The 21,796-nt window shown below is 61.5% G+C and carries 11 protein-coding genes; 8 read left to right on the forward strand and 3 right to left on the reverse strand.

Annotated elements, in window-relative coordinates:
- Window positions 1-5: 5 nt before the first annotated feature.
- The 6 genes from JQ641_RS29120 (at window position 6) to JQ641_RS29150 (ending at window position 8,162) form a co-directional block, all read left to right on the forward strand.
- Window positions 6-1,157: a branched-chain amino acid ABC transporter permease gene (locus JQ641_RS29120; RefSeq protein WP_211999310.1), complete on the forward strand. Its 1,152-nt coding sequence runs from the start codon at window positions 6-8 to the stop codon at window positions 1,155-1,157.
- Complete coding sequence (locus JQ641_RS29125; RefSeq protein ID WP_192737013.1) at window positions 1,154-1,912, forward strand: ABC transporter ATP-binding protein; 759 nt, start codon at window positions 1,154-1,156, stop codon at window positions 1,910-1,912. The genes JQ641_RS29120 and JQ641_RS29125 overlap by 4 nt, the downstream gene beginning before the upstream one ends.
- Window positions 1,913-1,922: 10 nt before the next feature.
- Window positions 1,923-2,702 carry an ABC transporter ATP-binding protein gene (locus tag JQ641_RS29130; protein ID WP_211999311.1) on the forward strand — a complete coding sequence of 260 codons (780 nt, stop codon included), beginning with the start codon at window positions 1,923-1,925 and terminating at the stop codon, window positions 2,700-2,702.
- Between the two features lie 119 nt (window positions 2,703-2,821).
- Window positions 2,822-4,660, forward strand: a complete 1,839-nt coding sequence (locus JQ641_RS29135; RefSeq protein WP_211999312.1) for an AMP-dependent synthetase/ligase — start codon at window positions 2,822-2,824, stop codon at window positions 4,658-4,660.
- 84 nt (window positions 4,661-4,744) lie between these two features.
- Window positions 4,745-6,781, forward strand: a complete 2,037-nt coding sequence (locus JQ641_RS38170) for an ABC transporter substrate-binding protein (RefSeq protein ID WP_249150817.1) — start codon at window positions 4,745-4,747, stop codon at window positions 6,779-6,781.
- Between the two features lie 181 nt (window positions 6,782-6,962).
- Window positions 6,963-8,162 carry an ABC transporter substrate-binding protein gene (locus JQ641_RS29150; protein WP_211999313.1) on the forward strand — a complete coding sequence of 400 codons (1,200 nt, stop codon included), beginning with the start codon at window positions 6,963-6,965 and terminating at the stop codon, window positions 8,160-8,162.
- A 477-nt stretch (window positions 8,163-8,639) separates the two neighbouring features.
- On the opposite strand, the gene JQ641_RS29155 is transcribed toward JQ641_RS29150, so the two are convergent.
- Window positions 8,640-10,751 carry a PQQ-dependent dehydrogenase, methanol/ethanol family gene (locus tag JQ641_RS29155; RefSeq protein WP_349628644.1) on the reverse strand — a complete coding sequence of 704 codons (2,112 nt, stop codon included), beginning with the start codon at window positions 10,749-10,751 and terminating at the stop codon, window positions 8,640-8,642.
- A gap of 408 nt (window positions 10,752-11,159) precedes the next feature.
- Entirely contained in the window at window positions 11,160-11,981 is an 822-nt protein-coding gene (locus JQ641_RS29160; protein ID WP_211999315.1) for a transglutaminase-like cysteine peptidase, read from the reverse strand.
- Between the two features lie 623 nt (window positions 11,982-12,604).
- Between JQ641_RS29160 and JQ641_RS29165 the strand changes: the two genes are divergently transcribed.
- Window positions 12,605-17,284 carry a VCBS domain-containing protein gene (locus JQ641_RS29165; RefSeq protein ID WP_211999316.1) on the forward strand — a complete coding sequence of 1,560 codons (4,680 nt, stop codon included), beginning with the start codon at window positions 12,605-12,607 and terminating at the stop codon, window positions 17,282-17,284.
- 362 nt (window positions 17,285-17,646) lie between these two features.
- Complete coding sequence (locus tag JQ641_RS29170; protein ID WP_211999317.1) at window positions 17,647-19,875, forward strand: CHASE2 domain-containing protein; 2,229 nt, start codon at window positions 17,647-17,649, stop codon at window positions 19,873-19,875.
- 134 nt (window positions 19,876-20,009) lie between these two features.
- Here the strand turns inward: JQ641_RS29170 and JQ641_RS29175 are convergent, their stop codons facing one another.
- The gene (locus JQ641_RS29175) at window positions 20,010-21,617 is read right to left on the reverse strand and encodes an ABC transporter substrate-binding protein (protein WP_211999318.1); all 1,608 of its coding nucleotides are present in this window, start codon (window positions 21,615-21,617) and stop codon (window positions 20,010-20,012) included.
- Window positions 21,618-21,796 lie beyond the last annotated feature (179 nt).

Raw genomic sequence — 21,796 nt, forward strand, 5'->3', positions numbered from 1 at the left:
GGCAGATGCGTTTTCTCTTCAAGACCGACTACGAAGACGACATCCGGCTGATGCCGCACAGCGGCTATCTGGTCACCTACGGCGTGCTGCTGGCACTGCTGGCGGTCGCGCCGTTTGTGCTCTCCAGCTATATCATGAGCCAGCTGGTGTTCGTCTGCATCTACGCCACCGTCGGCGTCGGGCTGATGATCCTGACCGGCTTTACCGGGCAGGCGTCGCTGGGCCACGCCGCCTTTCTCGCCATCGGCGCCTATACGGCGGCCTTCCTGCAGCAATACAATGTCCCGTTTCCGGTGTATTTCCTGGCCGCAGGCCTGCTGACCGGCGTAGTCGGCGCGCTGGTCGGATTCCCGGCGCTGCGGCTGCAGGGCATCTATCTCGTCATTGCGACGATTTCCTTTGCCTTCATCGTCGAGGAAATCCTGGCGCGCTGGGAAAGCGTGACCCATGGCAATGAGGGCATGCGCGTCAAGACCATGCAGGTGTTCGGCATGGCGATATCGCGCGATAGCCCGACCTTCTATTTCCTGTGTCTGGGTTTCCTGATCCTGACCATCGTCGGCACCCTGAACCTCCTGCGTTCGCCGACCGGCCGGGCCTTCGTCGCGATCCGCGACAGCGAGACGGCGGCGCGCAGCATGGGCATCAACGTCTCGCTCTACAAGGTGAAGTCGTTTGCGATCAGCGCCGCGATCACCGGGTTCGCAGGCTGCCTGTTCGCGCACAAACTGTCGTTCATCAGCCCGGAAATGTTCACGCTGCTGCTCTCGATCGAGTTCATCATCGTGATCCTGATCGGCGGCTCGTTCAGTCTGCACGGCGCAGTGCTGGGCGCGATCTTCCTGGTCATGATCGATCCGCTCCTGACCTATCTGAAGGACGACTTGCCCGGCATGATCGCGGGCGTCGCGTCGACGTTTGGCGCGGGCAAGGAGAGTGCATCTCAAATTCAGGACAAGGCCGCCGCCATCGCTTCCGCGAACGGCCTCAAGGGCGCGATCTACGGCCTGATCATCGTGCTGTTCGTGCTGTTCGAGCCGCTTGGCCTCTACGGACGCTGGCTGAAGATAAAGCTCTTCTTCCAGCTGTTCCCGCTCTACAAGCGCGCCACCTTCAAGCGGCAGAAAATCTATGTGAAGTCGGAGCGGAACCGATGACCTATTTCCGGGCCGAAGACCTGTCCTTGCACTTCGGCGGCCTCAAGGCGGTCGACGCCGTCAGCTTCGCTGTGGAGAAGGGCGAGATCCTTTCGATCATCGGCCCCAACGGCGCCGGCAAGAGCTCGATCTTCAATCTGATCTCGCGCATTTACCCGCCGACCTCGGGCAAGATCTACTTCGAGGATCAGGACATCACCCAGCAGCCGGCTTACGAAATTGCCGGCCTCGGGATTGCCCGCACCTTCCAGAACATCGAATTGTTCGAGAATGCGACGATGCTGAGCAATCTCCTGGTCGGCCGGCATCGCCACTCCACCACGCAGCTGTGGCAGGAACTACTGTTCCTGCCGACCGTGCGCGCCCACGAAAAGGCGCATCGCCGCCGTGTCGAGCAGGTGATCGAGTTCCTCGACCTCGAAGTCTATCGCGACAAGCTCATCTCGGGGCTGCCCTACGGCGTCCGCAAGGTGATCGAGCTCGCGCGCGCGCTGTGCTCGGAGCCGAAGCTGATCTTGCTCGACGAGCCATCCTCCGGGCTGAACGTCGAGGAGACCGGCGACATGTCGTTCTGGATCCGCGACCTGAAGACCGACCTCGGCATCACCGTGCTGATGGTCGAGCACGACATGTCGCTGGTGAACCGGGTGTCGGACCGGGTGATCGCACTGAACTACGGCAAGGTGATCGCGATGGGGTCGCCTTCGGAAGTGCAGCGCCATCCCGACGTCGTCGCGGCCTATCTCGGCGCATGAGGATGATGCCATGAGCGCTCCCGACATCATCCTGAAGCTCAGCAATATCGAGAGCTATTACGGACCGATTCAGGCGATCAGGGGCATCAGCCTCGAAGTGCCGCGTGGCAAGATCGTCACACTGCTCGGCGCCAACGGCGCCGGCAAGACCACCGTTCTGAAAACCATTTCCGGCATCCTCGATCCGCAGAAGGGCTCGATCGAATTTCTGGGCAAATCGATCCAGCGCGTGGAAGCCGACAAGATCGTGCGGCTGGGCCTAAGCCACGTGCCGGAAGGGCGCGAAGTGTTCCCGTTCCTCTCCGTGCGCGAGAACCTGATGATGGGCGCCTATCCGCGCAAGGATCGCGACGGTGTCGCCGAGGATCTCGAACGGGTCTACGGCTATTTCCCGCGGCTGAAGGAGCGCATCAACCAGCCGGCCGGACAGCTCTCCGGCGGCGAGCAGCAGATGCTGGCTATCGGGCGCGCGTTGATGAACCGGCCGACGCTGTTGCTGCTGGACGAACCCTCGCTCGGGCTGTCGCCGATCCTGGTGAAGGAGATTTTCACCATCATCAAGCGCGTCAACGAAGAGCAGGGCATGTCGATCCTGCTGGTCGAGCAGAACGCCAAGGTGGCGCTGGAGACGGCGCACTATGGCTATGTGCTGGAAATCGGCCGGGTCGTCATGAACGACAGCTGCGAGCGGCTGATGCATTCAAAGGACATCCAGGAATTCTATCTCGGCGCCAAGGAAGAGGGCGCGCGCGGTGAGCGACGCTGGAAAAAGAAGAAGACATGGCGCTAAACGACGCAGTTAAGACCTTGGCGTTCCTAGTGATTTTGAGCTAAATTCGAGCCTGCCTCGACAACAAGACCGGCTGACAAGACCGGCGTCGGACGCAGGCGAGAGAGGGAGGAAGACGCATGGCCAGACCGGCAGTGCTGACGGTCGCCGACACGATCGCGAAGAGCTTTTTGCTGGCCGTGGAAACGCGCGGCGACCGGCCGGCGATCCGCGAAAAGACGTTCGGCATCTGGCAGCCGACCAGCTGGCGGCAGTGGCTGCAGATATCGAAGGATATCGCCTACGCCTTGCATGCCACCGGCTTCAAGCCGGGCGACGTCGCGTCGATCATCGCGAACGCGGTTCCCGAATGGGTGTATGCCGACATGGGCATCCTCTGCGCCGGCGGCGTCTCGTCCGGGATCTATCCAACCGACTCGTCGGTCCAGGTCGAATACCTCATCAACGATTCCTCGACACGCGTGATCTTCGCCGAGGATGAAGAGCAGCTCGACAAGATCCTGTCCTGCCGCGAACGCTGCCCGACCCTGCAGAAGATCGTCGTGTTCGACATGGAAGGCCTCTCTGGCTTCAGCGACCCGATGGTGATGTCGCTGGCCGAATTCACCGCGCTGGGGCGCAACCACAGTCACGACGATCCGGCGCTGTGGGATGCGATGATCGCGAGCCGAGGCGCGGGTGATCTGGCCATCCTCGTCTACACGTCAGGCACGACAGGTCCGCCCAAGGGCGCGATGCATTCCAACCGCAGCGTCACGCACCAGATGCGTCACGCCAACGATCTGTTCCCCTCCACCGACGCCGAAGAGCGGCTGGTGTTCCTGCCGCTCTGCCACGTCGCCGAGCGGATCGGCGGCTATTACATTTCGCTGGCACTGGGATCGGTGATGAATTTCGCCGAAAGCCCGGAAACCGTGCCGGACAATCTGCGCGAAGTGCAGCCGACCGCGTTCCTGGCGGTGCCGCGGATCTGGGAAAAATTCTATTCCGGGATCACGATCGCGCTCAAGGACGCGACGCCGTTCCAGAACTGGATGTACCGCCAGGCGCTGGGAATCGGCAATCGCGTGACCGAGAGCAAGCTCGAGGGTGAAACGCCGCCGCTGACCTTGCGGATCGCCAATCAGTTCGCCTATTGGCTGGTGTTCCGCAACATCCGCCGCATGCTCGGGCTCGATCGCTGCCGTCTGGCCTTCACCGGGGCCGCGCCGATCGCGCCGGATCTGATCCGCTGGTATCTCGCGCTCGGCATCGACATGCGCGAGGTCTACGGCCAGACCGAGAATTGCGGTGTGGCCACCGTGATGCCGCCCGACCGCATGAAGCTGGGTTCGGTCGGCAAGGCCGCGCCCTGGGGCGAGGTCGCGATTTCCCCGCAAGGCGAAATCCTGATCAAGGGCGACTTCCTGTTCATGGGCTATCTCAACCAGCCGGAAAAGACCGCCGAGACCATCGACGCCAAAGGCTGGCTGCACACCGGCGACGTCGGCTCGATCGACAATGAGGGCTTCGTCAAGATCACCGACCGGATGAAGGACATCATCATCACTTCGGGCGGCAAAAACATCACGCCATCCGAGATCGAGAACCAGCTGAAGTTCTCGCCCTACGTCTCCGACGCGGTGGTGATCGGCGACAAGCGGCCGTTCCTCACCTGTCTCATCATGATCGACCAGGAGAATGTCGAGAAGTTCGCGCAGGACCACGACATTCCCTTTACCAACTATGCGAGCCTGTGCCGCGCGCCCGAGATCCAGGACCTGATCCAGCGCGAGATCGAGGCGGTCAACGTCAACTTCGCGCGGGTAGAGACCATTAAGAAATTTTTCCTGATCGAGCGTCAGCTGACGCCCGAGGACGAGGAATTGACGCCGACCATGAAATTGAAGCGCAGCTTTGTGAACAAGCGTTACGCGGCCGAGATCGGCGCCATGTACGGCGAACGGGCGGTGGCGTGAGGTGCTGCCTCTTGAGCAGGGTTTTTTGGAGGCGGCGAGGGTGAGAGGGCCCTTTGCGCAATGAAGGCACTGGCAGATAAATCGATGTCGAGATTGTCCACGGCCCTGTGCTTGGCCGTGGTTGTTCTGCTGTCGACCCATCTGCCCGCGTCGACGCAGACCAGGGTGACAAATCAGGGCATTTCCGGCACCGAGATCGTCATCGGCACCCATCAGGATTTGTCCGGCCCGATCAAGGTCTGGGGCCTTCCGGTTTCCAACGGCATGAAGATGGCCGCCAAGGAAATCAACGCCGCAGGCGGCATTAACGGGCGCAAACTGCGGCTCATTGTCGAAGACAATGGCTACGATCCGAACAAGGCGGTGCTGGCGACGAAAAAGCTGGTCGAGCAGGACAAGATTTTCGCCATGGTCGGCCCGATGGGTTCGCCGACTGTACTGGCTGCGCAAGTTGTCTTGTTCGATGCCGGCGTATTGCAACTATTTCCGATGCCTGCTGCCGAGTTCACCTATCGCTTCGACCCGGCAAGGCCGCAGGAGCGTTTGAAATTCAGCAACCAGCTGCCCTACGCCGACAGTATTCGCTCCGCACTCGCTTATTTGGGCAGGACGAAGAACTTCAAGAAGCCCTGCGTGATGCACCAGGACGACGAGTACGGAAAAAACGTGCTCGAAGGCTTTACCCAGCAAGTCGCCGCGATGAGACTGACGCCGGCCTCGATCGTTAGCCACGAGCGGGGCGCCACCGACTTCAGCGGGCAGGTCGTCAAGATGAAAGCCGACGGCTGCGACCTCGTCGTGCTCGGTACCGCAATTCGCGGAACCATCGGCGCGATGGGCGAAGCTAGGAAGCTCGGCTGGGACGTCACGTTCCTCGGCGCGACACCCACCAACGTGCAGGAAGTGCCGACGCGCGGCGGGAAAACGGTCGATGGCCTTTATGCCGCATCAGGCATTGAAATGCCCTATCCCGACACGGCCAAGGGGAGAGCGAAGGACTGGCTGACTGACTACAGCAGGATGTTCGGGTCCGACGCCAGCCTGCAAGCGATCATCGGATACAATGCCGTTACGACGTTCGCGCACTACGCGAAAAGAGCAGGCCGGGATCTGACCGGGCAGAAGATGCTGGACTCCCTGGAGTCCGGCGACCAGTTCCTGGATATCTTTGGTTCAGCGCCAACCAGATTCTCGAAGACCGATCACCTTGCCAGCACCGTGACGCGGGTCCAGCAAATCAAGGGCGGCCGCTGGGTGACGTTGAAGGATAGCGTCGAGCCTTCCGGAACGCCGGCCATGTCCACTGCACCTGCGGTCTCGCCCGAAACTGCTGCTACCCAGCCCTCAACCCAGGTCGTGGTGGCGCCGCCACAGACCTCGATCTTGCCGGCACCCTCGCCGGCCGGTGCGGATTTCGGACGACGCGTCGCGCTGGCGATAGGCAATTCCGCCTATAAAGGCGCGGCGCCTCTGTCAAATCCTTCGCATGATGCGGGCGCCATGGGTAAGGCGTTCCGCGATCTTGGTTTTCAGAAAGTCGTGGTCGAAGTCGATCTCACCCGAGAGAAGCTTACGGACACGTTGCGTGCGTTCGCAGGCGACGCTGACAACGCTGACTGGGCTGTCGTCTATTTCGCAGGCCACGGCATGGAAATGGGCGGCACGAACTACCTGATTCCGGTCGATGCCAAGTTGCTGACGGACCGTGACATTGAATATGAGGCAATCCGGATCGAAAAGGTCATGAGCGCCGTCGAGGGTGCAAAAAAGCTGCGCCTTGTTCTTCTCGACGCTTGCCGCGACAATCCGTTTGCGAGCCAGATGCGCCGGACGGCCGCAACTCGCTCGATCGGCCGCGGCTTTGCGCGGGTCGAGCCGGAGGCCGGAACGCTGCTGGTCTATGCGGCGAAGCACGGCGAAACGGCGCTGGATGGCGACGGAAGCCACAGCCCGTTTGTCTCGGCGTTGATCGAGCGGATGATGGAGCCGGGTCTCGAAGTCCGGCGGCTGTTCGACATCGTGCGCGACGATGTCATGGCCGCGACGAATAATCGTCAGCAGCCTTTCAGTTACGGCTCGGTTTCCGGCAGAAGAGAATTCTTTTTTGTGGCCGGGAGATAGGTGGCGTCGGCGCCGCAGCGAATTGGTAGAGACTTATGTCGAATAACTATTCTGGCGTGATGCATGATTTGGTTCACGAGAAGTAGACGGGTCGTGGCACAACGCGCGACTTTCGGAAACGGCGAAGGACGAGAAGGCCCCCACCCTTCGCTCAACACGGGCCAACGAAGAGGAGACTGCAATGTCGAAATCGTATAGGGCGTTGGGCCTTGCGGTGAGCGCCCTTGCGCTGACCCATTTGCCAGCCTACGCCCAGACCAAGGTTACCAATGAAGGCATCTCGGCGTCCGAGATCGTCATCGGTACCCATCAGGATTTGTCCGGCCCGATCAAGGGCTGGGGCGTTCCGGTTTCCAACGGCATGAAGATGGCGATCGACGAAGTCAACGCCGCCGGCGGCATCCATGGCCGCAAGATCAAGCTGGTTCTCGAGGACTCCGGCTACGACCCGAAGCGGGCGGTGCTGGCGTCGCAGAAGATGGTCGAGCGCGACAAGATCTTCGCGATGGTCGGCCCGATGGGGTCGCCCACCGTGCTCGCCTCGCAGGACATATTGCTCGAGGCCGGGGTGATGCAACTGTTTCCGCTCACCGCGGCCGAATTCACCTTCAAGTTCGATCCGGCCAAGCCGCAGGAACGGCTGAAATTCAACAACCTCCTGCCTTACGTCGAGAGCACGCGCGCGGCGCTCAAATACATGATGGAGGCCAAGAATTTCAAGAAGCCGTGCATCATGCATCAGGATGACGAGTACGGCAAAAACGTGCTCGATGGTTTCAACCAGCAGCTCGCCGCGATGAAGGTCACGCCGGCCTCCATCACCAGTTACAAGCGCGGTGCATCCGACTTCAGCGCGCAGGTCGCCAAGATGAAGTCCGACGGTTGCGATCTGGTCGTGCTCGGCGCGGTGCTCCGCGAGCCGATCGGCACGATGGGCGAAGCCAAGAAACTCGGATGGGACGTCACCTTCCTCGGCGCCACGCCGGTGAACGTGCTCGAAGTGCCGGCGCTCGGCAAGGAAGTGGTTGAAGGTCTGTATTCCGCCTCAGGCTTCGAAATTCCCTACGAAGACACCGCCAAGGGAAAAGTGAAGGACTGGCTCGTCAACTACAAGAAGATGTTCGGCGCCGACGCCAATACCCAGGCGATCATTGGCTACAATGCGGTGATGACGTTCGCGCATTATGCCAACAAGGCCGGCAAGGATCTGACTGGCCAGAAGATGCTCGATGCGCTGGAGTCGGGTGACAAGTTCCAGGATATCTTCAGCTCGCCGCCGACCGTGTTCTCGAAAACCAACCATCTCGCCACCACCATCACCCAGGTCCAGCAGGTCAAGAATGGCCGCTGGGTGCTGGTGAAGGAAGGCCTGATGTTCTGAGGCTCGTCTTCCGAAGGTTCGCCTTCCAAACAACGAAGGGCTGCGCGATCACCTCGCGCAGCCCTTTTTATTGTGCATTTCCGCTGGTTCCTCCGTCATTGCCTGCGGCAAACGCGAAGCGTTTGCGCAAGGGAGCAAAGCGACGAAGCAATCCATTCTTGCTCGTTGCCTATGGATTGCTTCGCTTTGCTCGCAATGACGCCAACTGCTGTTTCGGACTGAGGCGAGGGGCCTAGCGGGTCGGTGGAGTGCAATCGACCGGCGATCGCCAATGCACGCTCCAATGAGAAAAGCTGCGCGATTATCTCGCGCAGCCCTTCTTTTCTGGACGGATCCTACTCTCTCCGTCATGCCCGGGCATCGCCGTCTGAAGGACGGCGTCGCTTCCGCTCGCCTACGTCCCGGGCATCCACGCCTTGGCGGCATAAGGAACGAAGACGTGGATGGCCGGGACAAGCCCGGCCATGACGAGTTGGGCTATTGCTTCGGCTGTCCCGCGGCTTCGGCCGGCTTCGGCCTGATCGCGTCCGCCGTACCCTGGATGAAGGCGGCGATCTTCGTCACATCCGCTTCGGTCAGCTTGCCGGTGAAGTCAGGCATGCCCTGGTCGCGGAACGGACCCTTGAACACGAAGTCCTTCAGGTTCTCGATGGTCTCCTTCGGAACATAGCCGAGGTTTCGGACATTGCCGCCCTTGTCGACGCCGGGCACGCCGTGGCACTGGGCGCAGGCGGTGACATAGAGCGCGGTGCCATCGGGCACGTCCTTCGGGTCATACTTGACGCCGGCGAGCAGGCCCTCGGTCTGGTACTTCACGAAGGCGGGCAGCGGCGCCTTGCCGTCTACCGCGAAGGTGTAGACCGTGCCCGGGCTCTGCAACTCGGTGGCGCGCATCCCAATCCCGTACACGCCGCCCCAGCCGACCGCGATCGAGACATACTGCTTGCCGTCGAGCATGTAGGTCGAGGCTGCCGCCACCACGCCGGTGCCGGTCGGCGACTCCCAGAGCTTTTCGCCTGACGTGGCGTTGTAGGCGACGAAGCGTCCGTCAGCCGTGCCCTGGAAAACCAGATTGCCCGCGGTGGTCAGCGTGCCGCCGTTCCATGGCGAGACATATTCGGCGCGCCAGGCTTCCTTCTGCTTCACCGGGTCCCAGGCGATCAACCGGCCGAACGGCGCTGATTTCGGCGGCGTCGCATTCAGCATGAAGCCGACATTCCAGCCCGCAGCGGACGCGAATTTGCCCGGCTCCTGCGCATTGTGCTTGACGGTCTTTTCCGGCGTCAGGTTCACCGGAATGTTCTGCGCCGGCAGATAGACGAGGCCGGTCTGCGGATTGAACGACATCGGGTGCCAGTTGTGGGCGCCGTACGGTCCGGGAATGCTGTCATACTGTTCTCGCCCGCGCGCGGCCGGCACTTCGATCGGCCGACCATTGGCGTCGTAACCGGTCGCCCAGTTCACATCGACGAAATTCTTGGCCGAGATGAACTTGCCGTTGGTGCGGTCGACGACGAAGAAGAAGCCATTCTTCGGCGCATGGAGAATGACCTTCCTTGGCGCGCCATCGATGTTGATGTCCGCCAGGATCATCGGCTGCGTCGATGTGTAGTCCCAATGATCGCCGGGGGTTTCCTGATAGTGCCAGATGTACTTGCCGGTGTCGGCGTTCAGCGCCACCAGCGACGCCAAATAGAGATTGTCACCGCCGGACGGGCTGCGGATGTCCCGATTCCACGGCGAGCCGTTGCCGGTGCCGACATAGACCATGTTCAGGTCGGGATCGAAGGTGATGGTGTCCCACGCCGTTCCGCCGCCGCCGTTGAGCCAGTATTTCCCGGCCGGATCCCAGGTCTTGGCGGCTGCCGCCATCGACTCATCTTCGAACGGTTTTGAGGGATCGCCGGGCACCGTGAACCAGCGCCAGGCCTGGTTACCGGTCTCGGCGTCATAGGCGGTGATGTAGCCGCGCGCGCCATATTCGGCGCCGCCATTGCCGATCACGACCTTGCCGTTGAACACGCGTGGCGCGCCGGTGATGGTGTAGGAGTGCTCCTTGCTGACGATGGTGTCCTTTTCCCAGACGACCTTGCCGGTGACGGCGTCGAGCGCGATCAGGCGGCCGTCATAGGCGCCGAGGAAAACCTTGCCCTTCCAGAGCGCCACGCCGCGATTGACGACGTCGCAACAGCCTTTGTAGCCCTTCTCCTTGTCAATGCCGGGATCGAAGGTCCAGAGTCTCTTGCCGGTTCGGGCGTCGATCGCATGGACCACGCTCCAGGAGGCGGTCTGGTACATGATGCCATCGACCACCACCGGGGTTGCCTCGACACCGCGGGAGGATTCGAGCGGATAGCTCCACACCAGGCCGAGCTTCTTGACGTTGTCGATGTTGATCTGGTTCAGCTTGGAAAAGCGCGTTTCCGCATAGTCGAGGCCGATGGTCGGCCAGTCGTTCGATGTCGCGGTGTTGGCCTTGATCGAGGCGCCGTCGACCGCGGAGGTGACGGCCTTGATGTGCTCCGGCGATCCCTTGGCGGGACTTTGCGCGAGCGTCGCCGTGGAGGAGACTGCCAGCCCAAACCCGATCGCCAGCGCAAGGCGAACCGGCCGATGCAAATTGGAAAAGCTTTCAGGAAAAAAACGGCAAACAGAATCACCGCACGGCGAACGCGTCATCCTAGTCCCCTCCAATGATCTCTAGCGGATCTGTCGGAATGGTATGCCGGTGGGAACGACGGCGTCAATCAAACGCGAGCACGAAAACAAAAAGAGAAAATTTGTATCGTCATGTTTTCGCCAAACAGAATGCAGCATGCGGTCCGGCTGCACTGCAGCATGGCATGATGACTCTCGTTGATCGCGCAATGAAAATTGCGGGAAGCGTTGTATCCGATATTCCAGATGCGGATCCTGGGGCGCGCATGGCGACACCAGGTCGGTCGACCGCCGCGCTGGTCGTGCGGCGTTTCAATCGTCGCCGCGGAATGAAATCGCTCAATCGGTTGTCGTCGGAGCCTGGTTGGCGGGCGCGACAGGGCCGGGCGCTGCCAGCGCGCTGATCACGACCGGTGCTTCGGGATTGCGAGATGCGGCGGTGAGCACGGGCGCATCGGTGTATCGCATGACGCTGTGCTGATCGATCACGAAGGTCGGCCGGTAATTCCGGATGTCGGAATCTTCAACCATTGCCATGCGGCGGTTATCAAGCGTCAGCCAGTGCCCGTCCAGCCGCGCGGCGGCAACCGCGTGATCCTCGCCGCGGACGGTGTCGCGCATGATCACGATCCGCAGATCGTCGGGCGCAATGCCGGCCTGTCGCAACGCCACGAATTTCGCAATGGCATAATCCTCGCAGTCGCCGCCCCGCGTCAGCGTGGTAAGCGGCGAGGCCCAGACGTCGAGCTGGCCATATTGTGCGAGGTCGCTCATCGGCCGGACCGCAAGGTTGATGGCCCGATTGATCTCGCCGAGTCGGGCGCGGCCCTCGCGAAGCTTGGCGGCGTCGATGATGGCGAGGAATCGCAGCGCGGCCGGCGAGACGCAGCCTTCGCGATCGCCCTCGCACAGTGCAAGCTGCACCATTTCATCGTCGAGGCGGCGTTGCAGATTTTGCCATTTCTCGTGCAATCCGCCGTCGAGAAGCATCGCGGTGGGCTGCCCGAACGGCTGGGTGGATTTCTTGATCAGAACCGCAGTGCCGGGGGAGAGCAGCGTTCCGGCCGCCGCCGCTGGCCCGAACCAAGCCAGGCCGCCTATGAGCAAGCCGCACGCAAAGAACGCTGCGCGCAACGCACGCGAACTCACTGATATCGCCATTTGACGCCCCTTGTCCGGGCATTGTCGGCGGGCTCGTTAGCCCGCTCGTGACCGGATCATTTCACCGGGATGACGATGGGCGTGGGAGCTTTTGATCTGCTTAAAACCGACGATAGCAGGCCGGAAAGCGCGAAACAGCTTAAAATTTGTCTCGCCGGTTTCCCGAAAATTTTATCGAACCTTTGCGGAGCCGCGACTGCCCTATCCATGGGATGGTGCTTAACCGTGCGTTATCGTTGTTTTCAGGTTAATATGACTAACTTGGTCAGATTCGCGTAATTTGTAAGCCAAGTCACAGTTTTGACTTGGAAAATGGCATCATATACCGAGATATACCGGGGTTTTACGGGGGAAGAGAATTGATATGTATAGATCGAAGACGTTTTCCTGCGAACACCCCAACTAATCTCTCCTCGGCTCAAGTATAACTATGTATTCCTCCGCGTATGCTAGGGGAGTACTAGGTTTGCTTGAGAAAAATACAGAAGACTGATCTGGAAAGTGACTCTAACCTAAGCAGATTGCACAAAAAATGGATGGTTCCCTAAAAGACCATTCGTGATATGCACGGTTAGACCTTTGAATATTGTATTTTCATTAACCCTAGCGGCGGCGGGGCCCATTTGACTTTGGCCGGCAAATTTACCGACGTGTTGCCTGGCGGCCACGGCGCTCACCTCGGTGGGCACGTCCACACGGACAGCGTATCCACGCATGCGCCGTCGGGCGCCATTATCGTTCCAGACGCCCATTTGCTCTTCACCGGCGATTTCAAGCGCACGGGTGTCGACCTCGTCCTGTCGGGCGACGGCCGCGAGTTGGTGCTGCATGACTATTTCAAGGGCGAGAAGCGCGCAGCCCTGGCATCCCCCGATGGCGCCCATCTGACCGGCAATCTTGTCAACGCGCTGACCGGCCACACCCAGCTGGCGCAGGCCGACGGCAGCCCGAGCATGGCCCAGGTCATCGGCCATGTCACCAAGCTGGTCGGTACCGCGACCGCGATCCGCAACGGCGTTTCGATCATTCTGAACAATGGCGACAACGTCAACAAAGGCGACGTGGTCCAGTCCGGTTCCGATTCGACGCTCGGCATCACCTTCATCGACGGCAGCGTGTTCGGTCTCGCATCTAACGCCAGGATGGTGCTGAACGAAATGATCTACGACCCGAACGGGTCGAACAATTCGTCGCTGATCAGCCTGGTGCAGGGCACCATCTCGTTCGTCGCCGGCGCTACCGCCAAGAAGGGCGACATGAAGGTCGACACGCCGGTTGCGACCATGGGCATCCGCGGCACCGCGGTGCTGGTCGAAATCGATTTCGCCGTGCCGGGCCAGGGCGGAGCGCCGCCGGCGAAATTCCAGGTGCTGGTCGAGCCCGACGGCACGACCGGCTCCTACATCCTGTTCGACAAGACCACGATGACGCCGATCGCGACCGTCAATCAGGCCGGAACGCAGACCATCGTCAGCGGCCAGGGCACGGTCAATTTCCTCTCCTCCGTGCAGCTGTCGCCCGATGCGCAGAAGATCATCTCCGATGTCTTCCAGCTGAAATTCACCGACCTGAACAATCCTCAGCAGCTGCACCGGTTCACCGATTCGCCGGTACCGGAAAATATGTTCATCAGACTGGCGGGCGGCGAAACCGTGCCCGTGAAGGTGACGGTGACTCCGTTCGTCGACACGCCTCTCCCGACGAACACCGGTACGGCAGCCAAAGCGACCGACCACATTCCGGGGCCGCCTGACGTCGTCACCTCCAATGCGGCTTTCACCGAGCGCGCAGGCCTGACCGGCAGTGCCGCGCAGGATACATTGACCGGCGAGATCGCGTATTCCGACCTCAATCCGGGCGACGTGCCGACCGCCCAGGCGAGCTTTGCCTCGTTCAAGTATGAGAACGCGCAGCACAGCGACGTCACCGCGTCGCTGACGGCGGAGCAGGTAGCCGCGATCAAGGCGGTGGAAGTGCCGCTTGCCGTCGTGCAGGATCCCAACCAAAAAAACCGCGGCACGGCGACCTGGACCTACAGCGTCCCGGACGGCGCCTTCGATTTCCTGGCCGCCGGCGAGACCTTGACGCTGACCTACATCGCGCGGGTCGACAATAATTTCGCGGCGAACAACGAGATCACGTTCAAGACCTTCACCATCACGATCACAGGCACCAACGACAAGCCGACCGTTGCCACCAGCGGTGGCACCGTCATCGAGCGGGACGGCACCGGCAATAACACGATCGATACGATCTCGGGCACCGTCACCTTCACCGATACCGATTTGACCGATCGCCCGGTCGTGAGCGCAGCGATCTCGACAACCGAGCCGTTCCGATACCTCGACGCGCAGGGGCATAACGTCACCGCGACGCTGACGCAGGCGCAACTGGACGCGATTGCGACCGTCAAGGTTCCGTTGAATGTGGTGCAGGGGGGCGGAAACGGCCATAACGGTTCGGCGACCTGGACCTACAGCATCGCCGACCATGCCTTCGATTTCATCGCCAAGGGCGAGACGCTGATCCTCAACTACGTCATCAAGGTCGACGACGGCCATGGCGGCGTGGTGTTCACGCCGGTCAGCATCTCGATCAACGGCGCCGACGTCACCGTGATCGGCACCAACGACGTCCCCACCATCACGACGACGGACGACGCGTTCGCCGAACTGTCGAACCCGAACCCTGCTCAGCCAAATCCGACGGGATCGCCGACACTGGATACGGCATCAGGCACGATCACCTTCACCGACGTCGATCTGACCGACCGGCCTGTCGCGAGCGCGGCATACACTTCGTATGTCTACACCGGCGCTTCGGACGACGAGTTGACGCTGACGGCGCAGCAACTGGCCGACGTGGCCGTGGCGCTGGGCGTGACCCAGACGCCGGGCAACACCCATAACGGTTCGGCGAGTTGGTCCTACAGCGTCGCCGACGGCAAGTTCGACTTCCTCGCGGTCGGCGAAGTCCTGACGCTGACCTATACCGCGACCATCGACGACGGCCGTGGCGGGGTGATCACAAAACCCATCAACATCACCGTCACGGGTACCAACGATACGCCCGCAATCACGGGCGGTTCGCTGGTCGGCACGATCACGGAAGCCGCCGACACCCACGATCCGCCGACGCCGGATCCGGTCGAAGGCACGATCCTGTTCGCCGACGTCGATCAAAGCGATACGCACGATGTGACCATCACCGGTGTCAGCGCATCAGGCGTGACCACCGGCCTTGCCGGTTACAGCTTTCAATTCGGCTGGCTGACGCTCGATACGCTGGTGGATAGCACCGGCGGCGTGACCGGCACACAAGACTGGAAGTTCTCGGCGTCGGATCAATATTTCGACTACCTCGCCGAAGGCGAGTGGGTCAGTCTGGCCTACACGGTGGAGATCGACGACCATCATGGCGGCATCACGACACAGGAAGTTGTCATCACCGTCCACGGCAGTAACGACGCGCCGGAAGTCGCCGCCGACGTTTCCGGCGACGCCGGCACGGCGTTGCACGCGATCGCCGAAGAGGTTGAAGAGGCTGGTGTCCCCGGCGAGCCCACTGTGCACACCGCCACGGGCTCGCTGGCTTTCCGCGACGTCGATCTGAGCGACACGCATTCGGCCGTCAGTTCAAAGCCGGCGTTTGCCTGGCACGATTCGAGCGGCCATACGTTGTCTCTCAGCGGTAACCTGGAGGGCATGCTGACGGCGGCGAGTGCGCTGACGCTGACGCTGCCCCTGAACGACAGCGTCGGCACCGGCCTCGGCTCGGTTGATTTCAGCTACAGCGCAGTCGATAGCGTCTTCGATTTCCTGGCCCATGGCGAAACACTGACAGTCACCTACGACATCACCGTATCCGACGAACATGACGTCGCCTCGACCCAGCCGATCACGTTCACCGTCACTGGCGCCAACGACGCGCCTGTCGCGGTGGCCGACACCGACATCGGCCATATCGTAGAAGCCGGCACCAACAGCGACAATTCCGTGCTGGCCGGCGTCTCGACCACGTCGGGCGACGTGCTCGCCAACGATACCGACGTCGATCTTTCCGATACCCATCACGTCATCGGTGTCGTGGCGGGTTCGATGGGCGGGGTGCTGACGAACGACGATGTCGGCACGATTGTCGCCGGCACTTACGGATCGCTGGTTCTCAACGCCAACGGCAGCTGGACCTACACGCTCGACAACACCAATCCGCTGACCAACGCGCTGGCGCAGGACGTGCACGCAAGCGACATTTTCAGCTATACCGAATCCGATGGTCATGGCGGCACGTCGACGACGACGCTGACGATCGATGTCACCGGCACCAATGATGCGCCGGTGGTCGTTGCGGCGCTGACTGACAGCGTCAACGAGGGCGTTACCGCCTTCACCAGGAATCTGCTCAACGGCGCGTCCGACGTCGATCATGGCGAGACCGCGACGCTGTATGTTGCGGGCGTGACTTACGCGGTAAACGGCGGAGCGGCCTCCGGGACGGCGCCGGCCGGCGTCTCGCTCGGCGCTGACGGCCATACGCTCACGGTCGATCCGGCCGATCCGGCGTTCGATCATCTCGCAGTCGGTGAGCACGCCACGATCGTGGTGTCCTACAACGTGACCGATGCGCAGGGTGCGACGGTCGCGCAGACCGAAACCATCACGATCAATGGCACCAACGATGCGCCGGTGATTTCGATCGAACAGGTCGCCGCGACGTCCAATGGCGACGGAACGACGACGATTTCCGGCCTTTCCGTCATCGACCCGGATGCCGCCACACTCACGTTGACGACGACGACGGCAGGCAGCGGTTCGGGCACCAGTGCGGCACCTGTGTCGGACTCGGGCACGCTGGCGCACGTCAATGAGACGCTGCTCTCCGGCATCGCCTACAATGAGGGCTCGACGCCGACTTCGACCGACATGGTAACGCTGACCGTCACCGATGCATTCAGCGCAAGCGATACCGTCAATTTCATTTTCAATGTCGCGGCCAACCCCGTCACGCCGGTGATGCTCGCGGGCACCGCCAACAAGGATGTGTTCTTCGGGACCGAAAATGTCGATCAATTCGTGTTTGCGGCCAACTCCAATCACGACACGATCATGAATTTCACGTCCGGGCAGGACAAGATCGACCTGTCGGCGATCGTGACGACCGACGATCCTGAAGGCTGGTTCAACCAGCATGTGGTGGATATGGTGGTAACCATCGATGCTGCGGATACCATCATCCTTCGCGGTCCGGCGACCCTCACACACAACGACTTCATCCTTCATCCCGGTGGCGGCGTCGGTATTTGACGGCGATACTGGCGAGCGAAGGCGGGTAGTCGCTCGGCCTCTTCACGAACGCTCGCCTCATTCTGATGACCCGCGCCGACTTTGCTTTTTGCGTTGTGCAACTTGAGGGTCGGAACATCCGGCACGGCGCACTATTTGTTGTGAACCAGGCAACGGTTGCGGATCAGCGGCCGCAGCGTCAGGCCGAGCTTGCTATGTCTGACATTGTGAATTCGATTGCTCCCCGCGTAGCTACCTCAGCCAGCTGGATTGTCAGCGAAAGCAGGCGATTTGGCCGCTGGGAAACGCCCTGGGCGCAATACCGGCGCGGCGCGGGTCGCAACCCGTTGGAACAATCCGCCTGACCGTGATACCGAAGCAACATGAAGCGGCTGAGAATATTCTGGCGGTGGTTCAAGCGGCGCTTTGGCTATGCCCGGCTGGCCTGCGTTGCCCTGCTGATCGGGATTGCCGCGCTGCGCGTGTGGGACCCGGCTCCGGTCGAGGAGATCCGCGTTCGAACCTTCGACGCCTTCCAGCGCGTCGACCCGCGCAAGAAGACCGCACGTCCGGTCACCATCGTCGATATCGACGACAAGAGCCTGGAAAAGCTTGGACAATGGCCGTGGCCGCGGACGCGGCTTGCGGATCTGGTAACAGAGCTGACCAATCTCGGCGCCGCCGTGATTGCCTTCGACGTGGTGTTTCCGGAGCCCGACCGGCTCAACCCGGAATTCGTCGCCGATACCTACCGTAATCTCGACGAGGAAACCCGCAGCCGGCTGCGTTCGCTGCCGAGCAACGACCAGGTTTTCGCCGACGCCATCCGTGCCTCGCGCGTGGTGCTCGGTGAATCGGGTTTGACGGAAGAACTGGGTGTGCTCGACAAGACGCTTCCGGTGACCGGGCTTGCGATGCTCGGCGAGGAGCCGCAACGCTTCATGTTCGAATTCCCCGGCCTGCTGCGCAACACCAAGGTCCTGGAGCACGCAGCGGCCGGACGCGGGCTGTTCACCATCCGGCCTGAACGCGACGGCATCGTGCGGCGGGTGCCGATGATCATGCAGGCGCAGGGCCAGACCATGCCCTCGCTGAGCTTTGAGATGCTGCGCGTCGCTACCGGTTCGGGCACGATCCTGATCAAGGCCGAAAAGGGCGGCATCAAGAGTCTCGGCATCAAGGGCTTTCAGCTGCCGACCGACGGCAATGGCCAGCTTTGGGTCCATTACGCCCGGCACGATGCGTCGCTCTATGTCCCGGCGGTCAACGTGCTGGAAAAGACCGTTGCGCCGGAGAAGATCGCCGGCAAGCTGGTATTGATCGGCACCTCGGCCGTCGGCCTCAACGATATCAAGACCACGCCGGTGTCGCGCGCCATGCCCGGCGTGGAGATCCACGCCCAGGTGCTCGAGAGCGCGCTGACCGGGGAGGTGATCTCGCAGCCGATCTACGGCATCTCGATCGAATTCGCCACCGCGGTTTTGTTCGGAATATTGGTGATCGCGTTCGCGCCCTTGTTCGGACCGGTCACGCTGGTCGCCCTCGGTGCGGCGTTCGCCACCGCGCTGATCGGAACGTCCTGGTATTTCTATTCGCTGCACCGGCTGCTGATCGATTTCACCTATCCCTTGATATCGACGACGTCGATCTATCTCACGCTGATCTTCTCGAGTTTCGTCCGGGAGCAGAAGCAGCGCAAACAGATCCGCAACGCGTTCTCCCAGTACATGTCGCCCGCGCTGGTCGCCCAGCTGGCGCAGTCGCCGGAAAAGCTCGTGCTCGGCGGCGAGGAGCGCGAGATGACCATCATGTTCTCCGACATGCGCGGCTTCACCTCGATCTCGGAGACCTACAAGCGGGACCCGCAGGGCCTCACCGCGCTGATGAACCGCTTCCTGACGCCGCTGACCAACGCCATCCTCCACCGCAAGGGCACCATCGACAAATATATGGGCGACGCCATCATGGCGTTCTGGAACGCGCCGCTCGACGACAAGGATCACCAGCTCAACGCCTGCGAGGCGGCGCTCGATATGCTGGAGCGTGTCGACGAACTCAATCAGGAGCGGATGGAGGAAGCCGAGGAAGAGGGCCGTCCGTTCATTCCGCTCAATGTCGGCGTCGGACTCAATACCGGAACCTGCGTGGTCGGCAACATGGGATCGGACATGCGGTTCGACTATTCGGTGTTCGGCGACAGCGTCAATCTGGCCTCACGGCTGGAGGGCCAGTCCAAGGAATACGGCTTCCCGATCATCGTCGGCTCGAAAACCGCGCTCGCGGTCAAGGACAAGTTCGCGATCCTCGAGCTCGACTTCATCATGGTGAAGGGGAAGAAGGAACCCGAGGTGATCTACGCCATCGCCGGGCGGGAGGACACCGCGCAGTCCGGCCGTTTCCAGCGCTTGCGCAACCTGACCATCGAGATGCTGGCCTGCTATCGCGGCCGCGACTGGCAAGGCGCGCTGGCCGCGATCGAGCGCGGCCGCCACACCGACGAGGTGCGTTCACTCGAGCTGTTGTTCAATCTGTACGAGGCGCGAATCCGCAACTTCCTGGAAGCCCCGCCGCCGGAAGACTGGAACGGCGCGTTTGCGCTGCTGACGAAGTAGCTTGTGTCGTCCCGGCCTTGAGCCGGGACCCATACGCCGCGGCCCATCCTTTGAAGCGCGATGTTCGACGACTTGTGCGTAACAACGAACGGCTGTGGTTATGGGTCCCGGCCTTCGCCGGGACGACAACTACCCTACTCCAGCCCGATCGTCGTCAAATCCTGAAACCAGTGCTGCGCCTGCACGAACTTCTTCACCTTCGGCGACAGTGCGTGCGGGTTGGTGTCGTGCACCACCCACACCAGCACGGCGTCGTCGACGATCTGGGCGTGGGCCTGCGCCAGCAGCTCGTCCTGCTTGGCGGCATCGAAGGTCCGCTTGGCTTCGTCGATCAGCGCGTCGACCTTCGCAGACTTGTAGCCACCCCAGTTGACGCCGACAGGCGCGATCTGGCCGGAGTGGAAGAAGCGCACGATGGCGTAGAGCGGATCCGAGGTGACATAGGCGATGTTGTTGGAGGTGATGCCGGCGTTCATCTCGTCGGCCGCACCCTTGCGCCAGTGCGTATATAGCGTCTCGAGCTCGACCACCTTGAAATCGATCTCGATGCCGATTTCCTTGAAGCTCTGCTGCATGAATTCGTTCATCGGCAGCGACAGCATCTGTCCGGTGCCGCCCTGCGCGATGATGAAGGTGGCCTTGAGCGGCTTCTGCCTGGAGTAGCCGGCTTCCTCGACCAGTTTCTTGGCCGCCGCCACATCATGCTTGAGCTCGAAGCTCGGCTTGCCGAACCACGGACTCGACGGATCGACCTGACCCTTGGCGGGCTTTGCCAGGCCGTTCATCAGGCCGACGACGCCTTCACGGTCGATCGCAAGGTTGAGCGCCTTGCGCAGGCGGATGTCGGTCCAGGGCGAGCCCGGCAGCACGCTGAGATGATAATTCCAGACATGCGGCGTGATGTTGTCGACGATGCGCATCCCGGCGGATTTCAGCTGCGGCACCGCATCGGGTGCCGGCGTTTCGATCAGATCGACCTGGCCGGCGAGCAGCGCATTGGTGCGCGTCAACGCTTCCGGCATCGGAATCAGGACGATCTTGTCGGCCTTCGGAATCCGCTTCTTGTTCCAGTAATCCGCATTCTTGGTGAGCTCGGCGAGTTCGCGCGGCACCAGCTTCGTCAGTTTGAACGGCCCGGTGCCGGAGGGCTGGCTGGCGAACTTGTCCCAGTCCTTGCCGAGCTTTTCATATTGCGCGGGGCTCGAGACCAGGAACCAGAGCATCTGGTAGGGGAAGAACGAATCCACCGCCTTGGTGGTGATCTCGATAGTGTCGTCGTCGATCTTGGCGTAGCTGGCGACCGAGGGCAGGCGGGTTTTCACCTGCGCGCTCTGGCGCTTGTCGAACTGCGGTGCCTTTTCGTTCAGCACCTTGTCGAGATTCCAGATCACCGCGTCGGCATTGAAGGCGCTGCCGTCATGGAATTTGACATCCTTGCGCAGGCTGAAGCGCCATTTGGTCTTGTCCTTGTCGTCGACCTTCCAATCAGTCGCGAGCCCCGGCACCAGCTTGCCGGGCCGGTCAGCCACGTCCATTTCCCAGGCTACCAGCGGATCGTAGATCGTGTAGGCGCTGAACTGGTAGGCGCCGGCGCCGCGGTCCGGCTGACCCATGGTCAGGGGGATATCGGCCATCGAAATACCGTAGCGCACCACGGATTCGGCCTGTGTCGGCGTGGCCGGCAGGGCGCCGATGGCGAGCGCCACAGCGGCGACGAGTAGCATCGAATTGCGGGTGCGCATGAACTAAGCTCCGTTGGCGGTATGCGGAATACCTGATGCCAACTTGCAAGCTTGATGCCAGAATAGGCAGCACTGGCTTTTCTTCGTGCGGAACGGGAAGAAACCATATGTCACATGGCTATTTTGCGAAGAACTATCTCTTCTGGCACAGGCGTTGCATAACTTTGCATAAGAAATAG

Origin of the sequence: Bradyrhizobium sp. JYMT SZCCT0180, assembly GCF_018130165.1 — a bacterium.
In the GTDB taxonomy this organism is placed as follows: domain Bacteria; phylum Pseudomonadota; class Alphaproteobacteria; order Rhizobiales; family Xanthobacteraceae; genus Bradyrhizobium.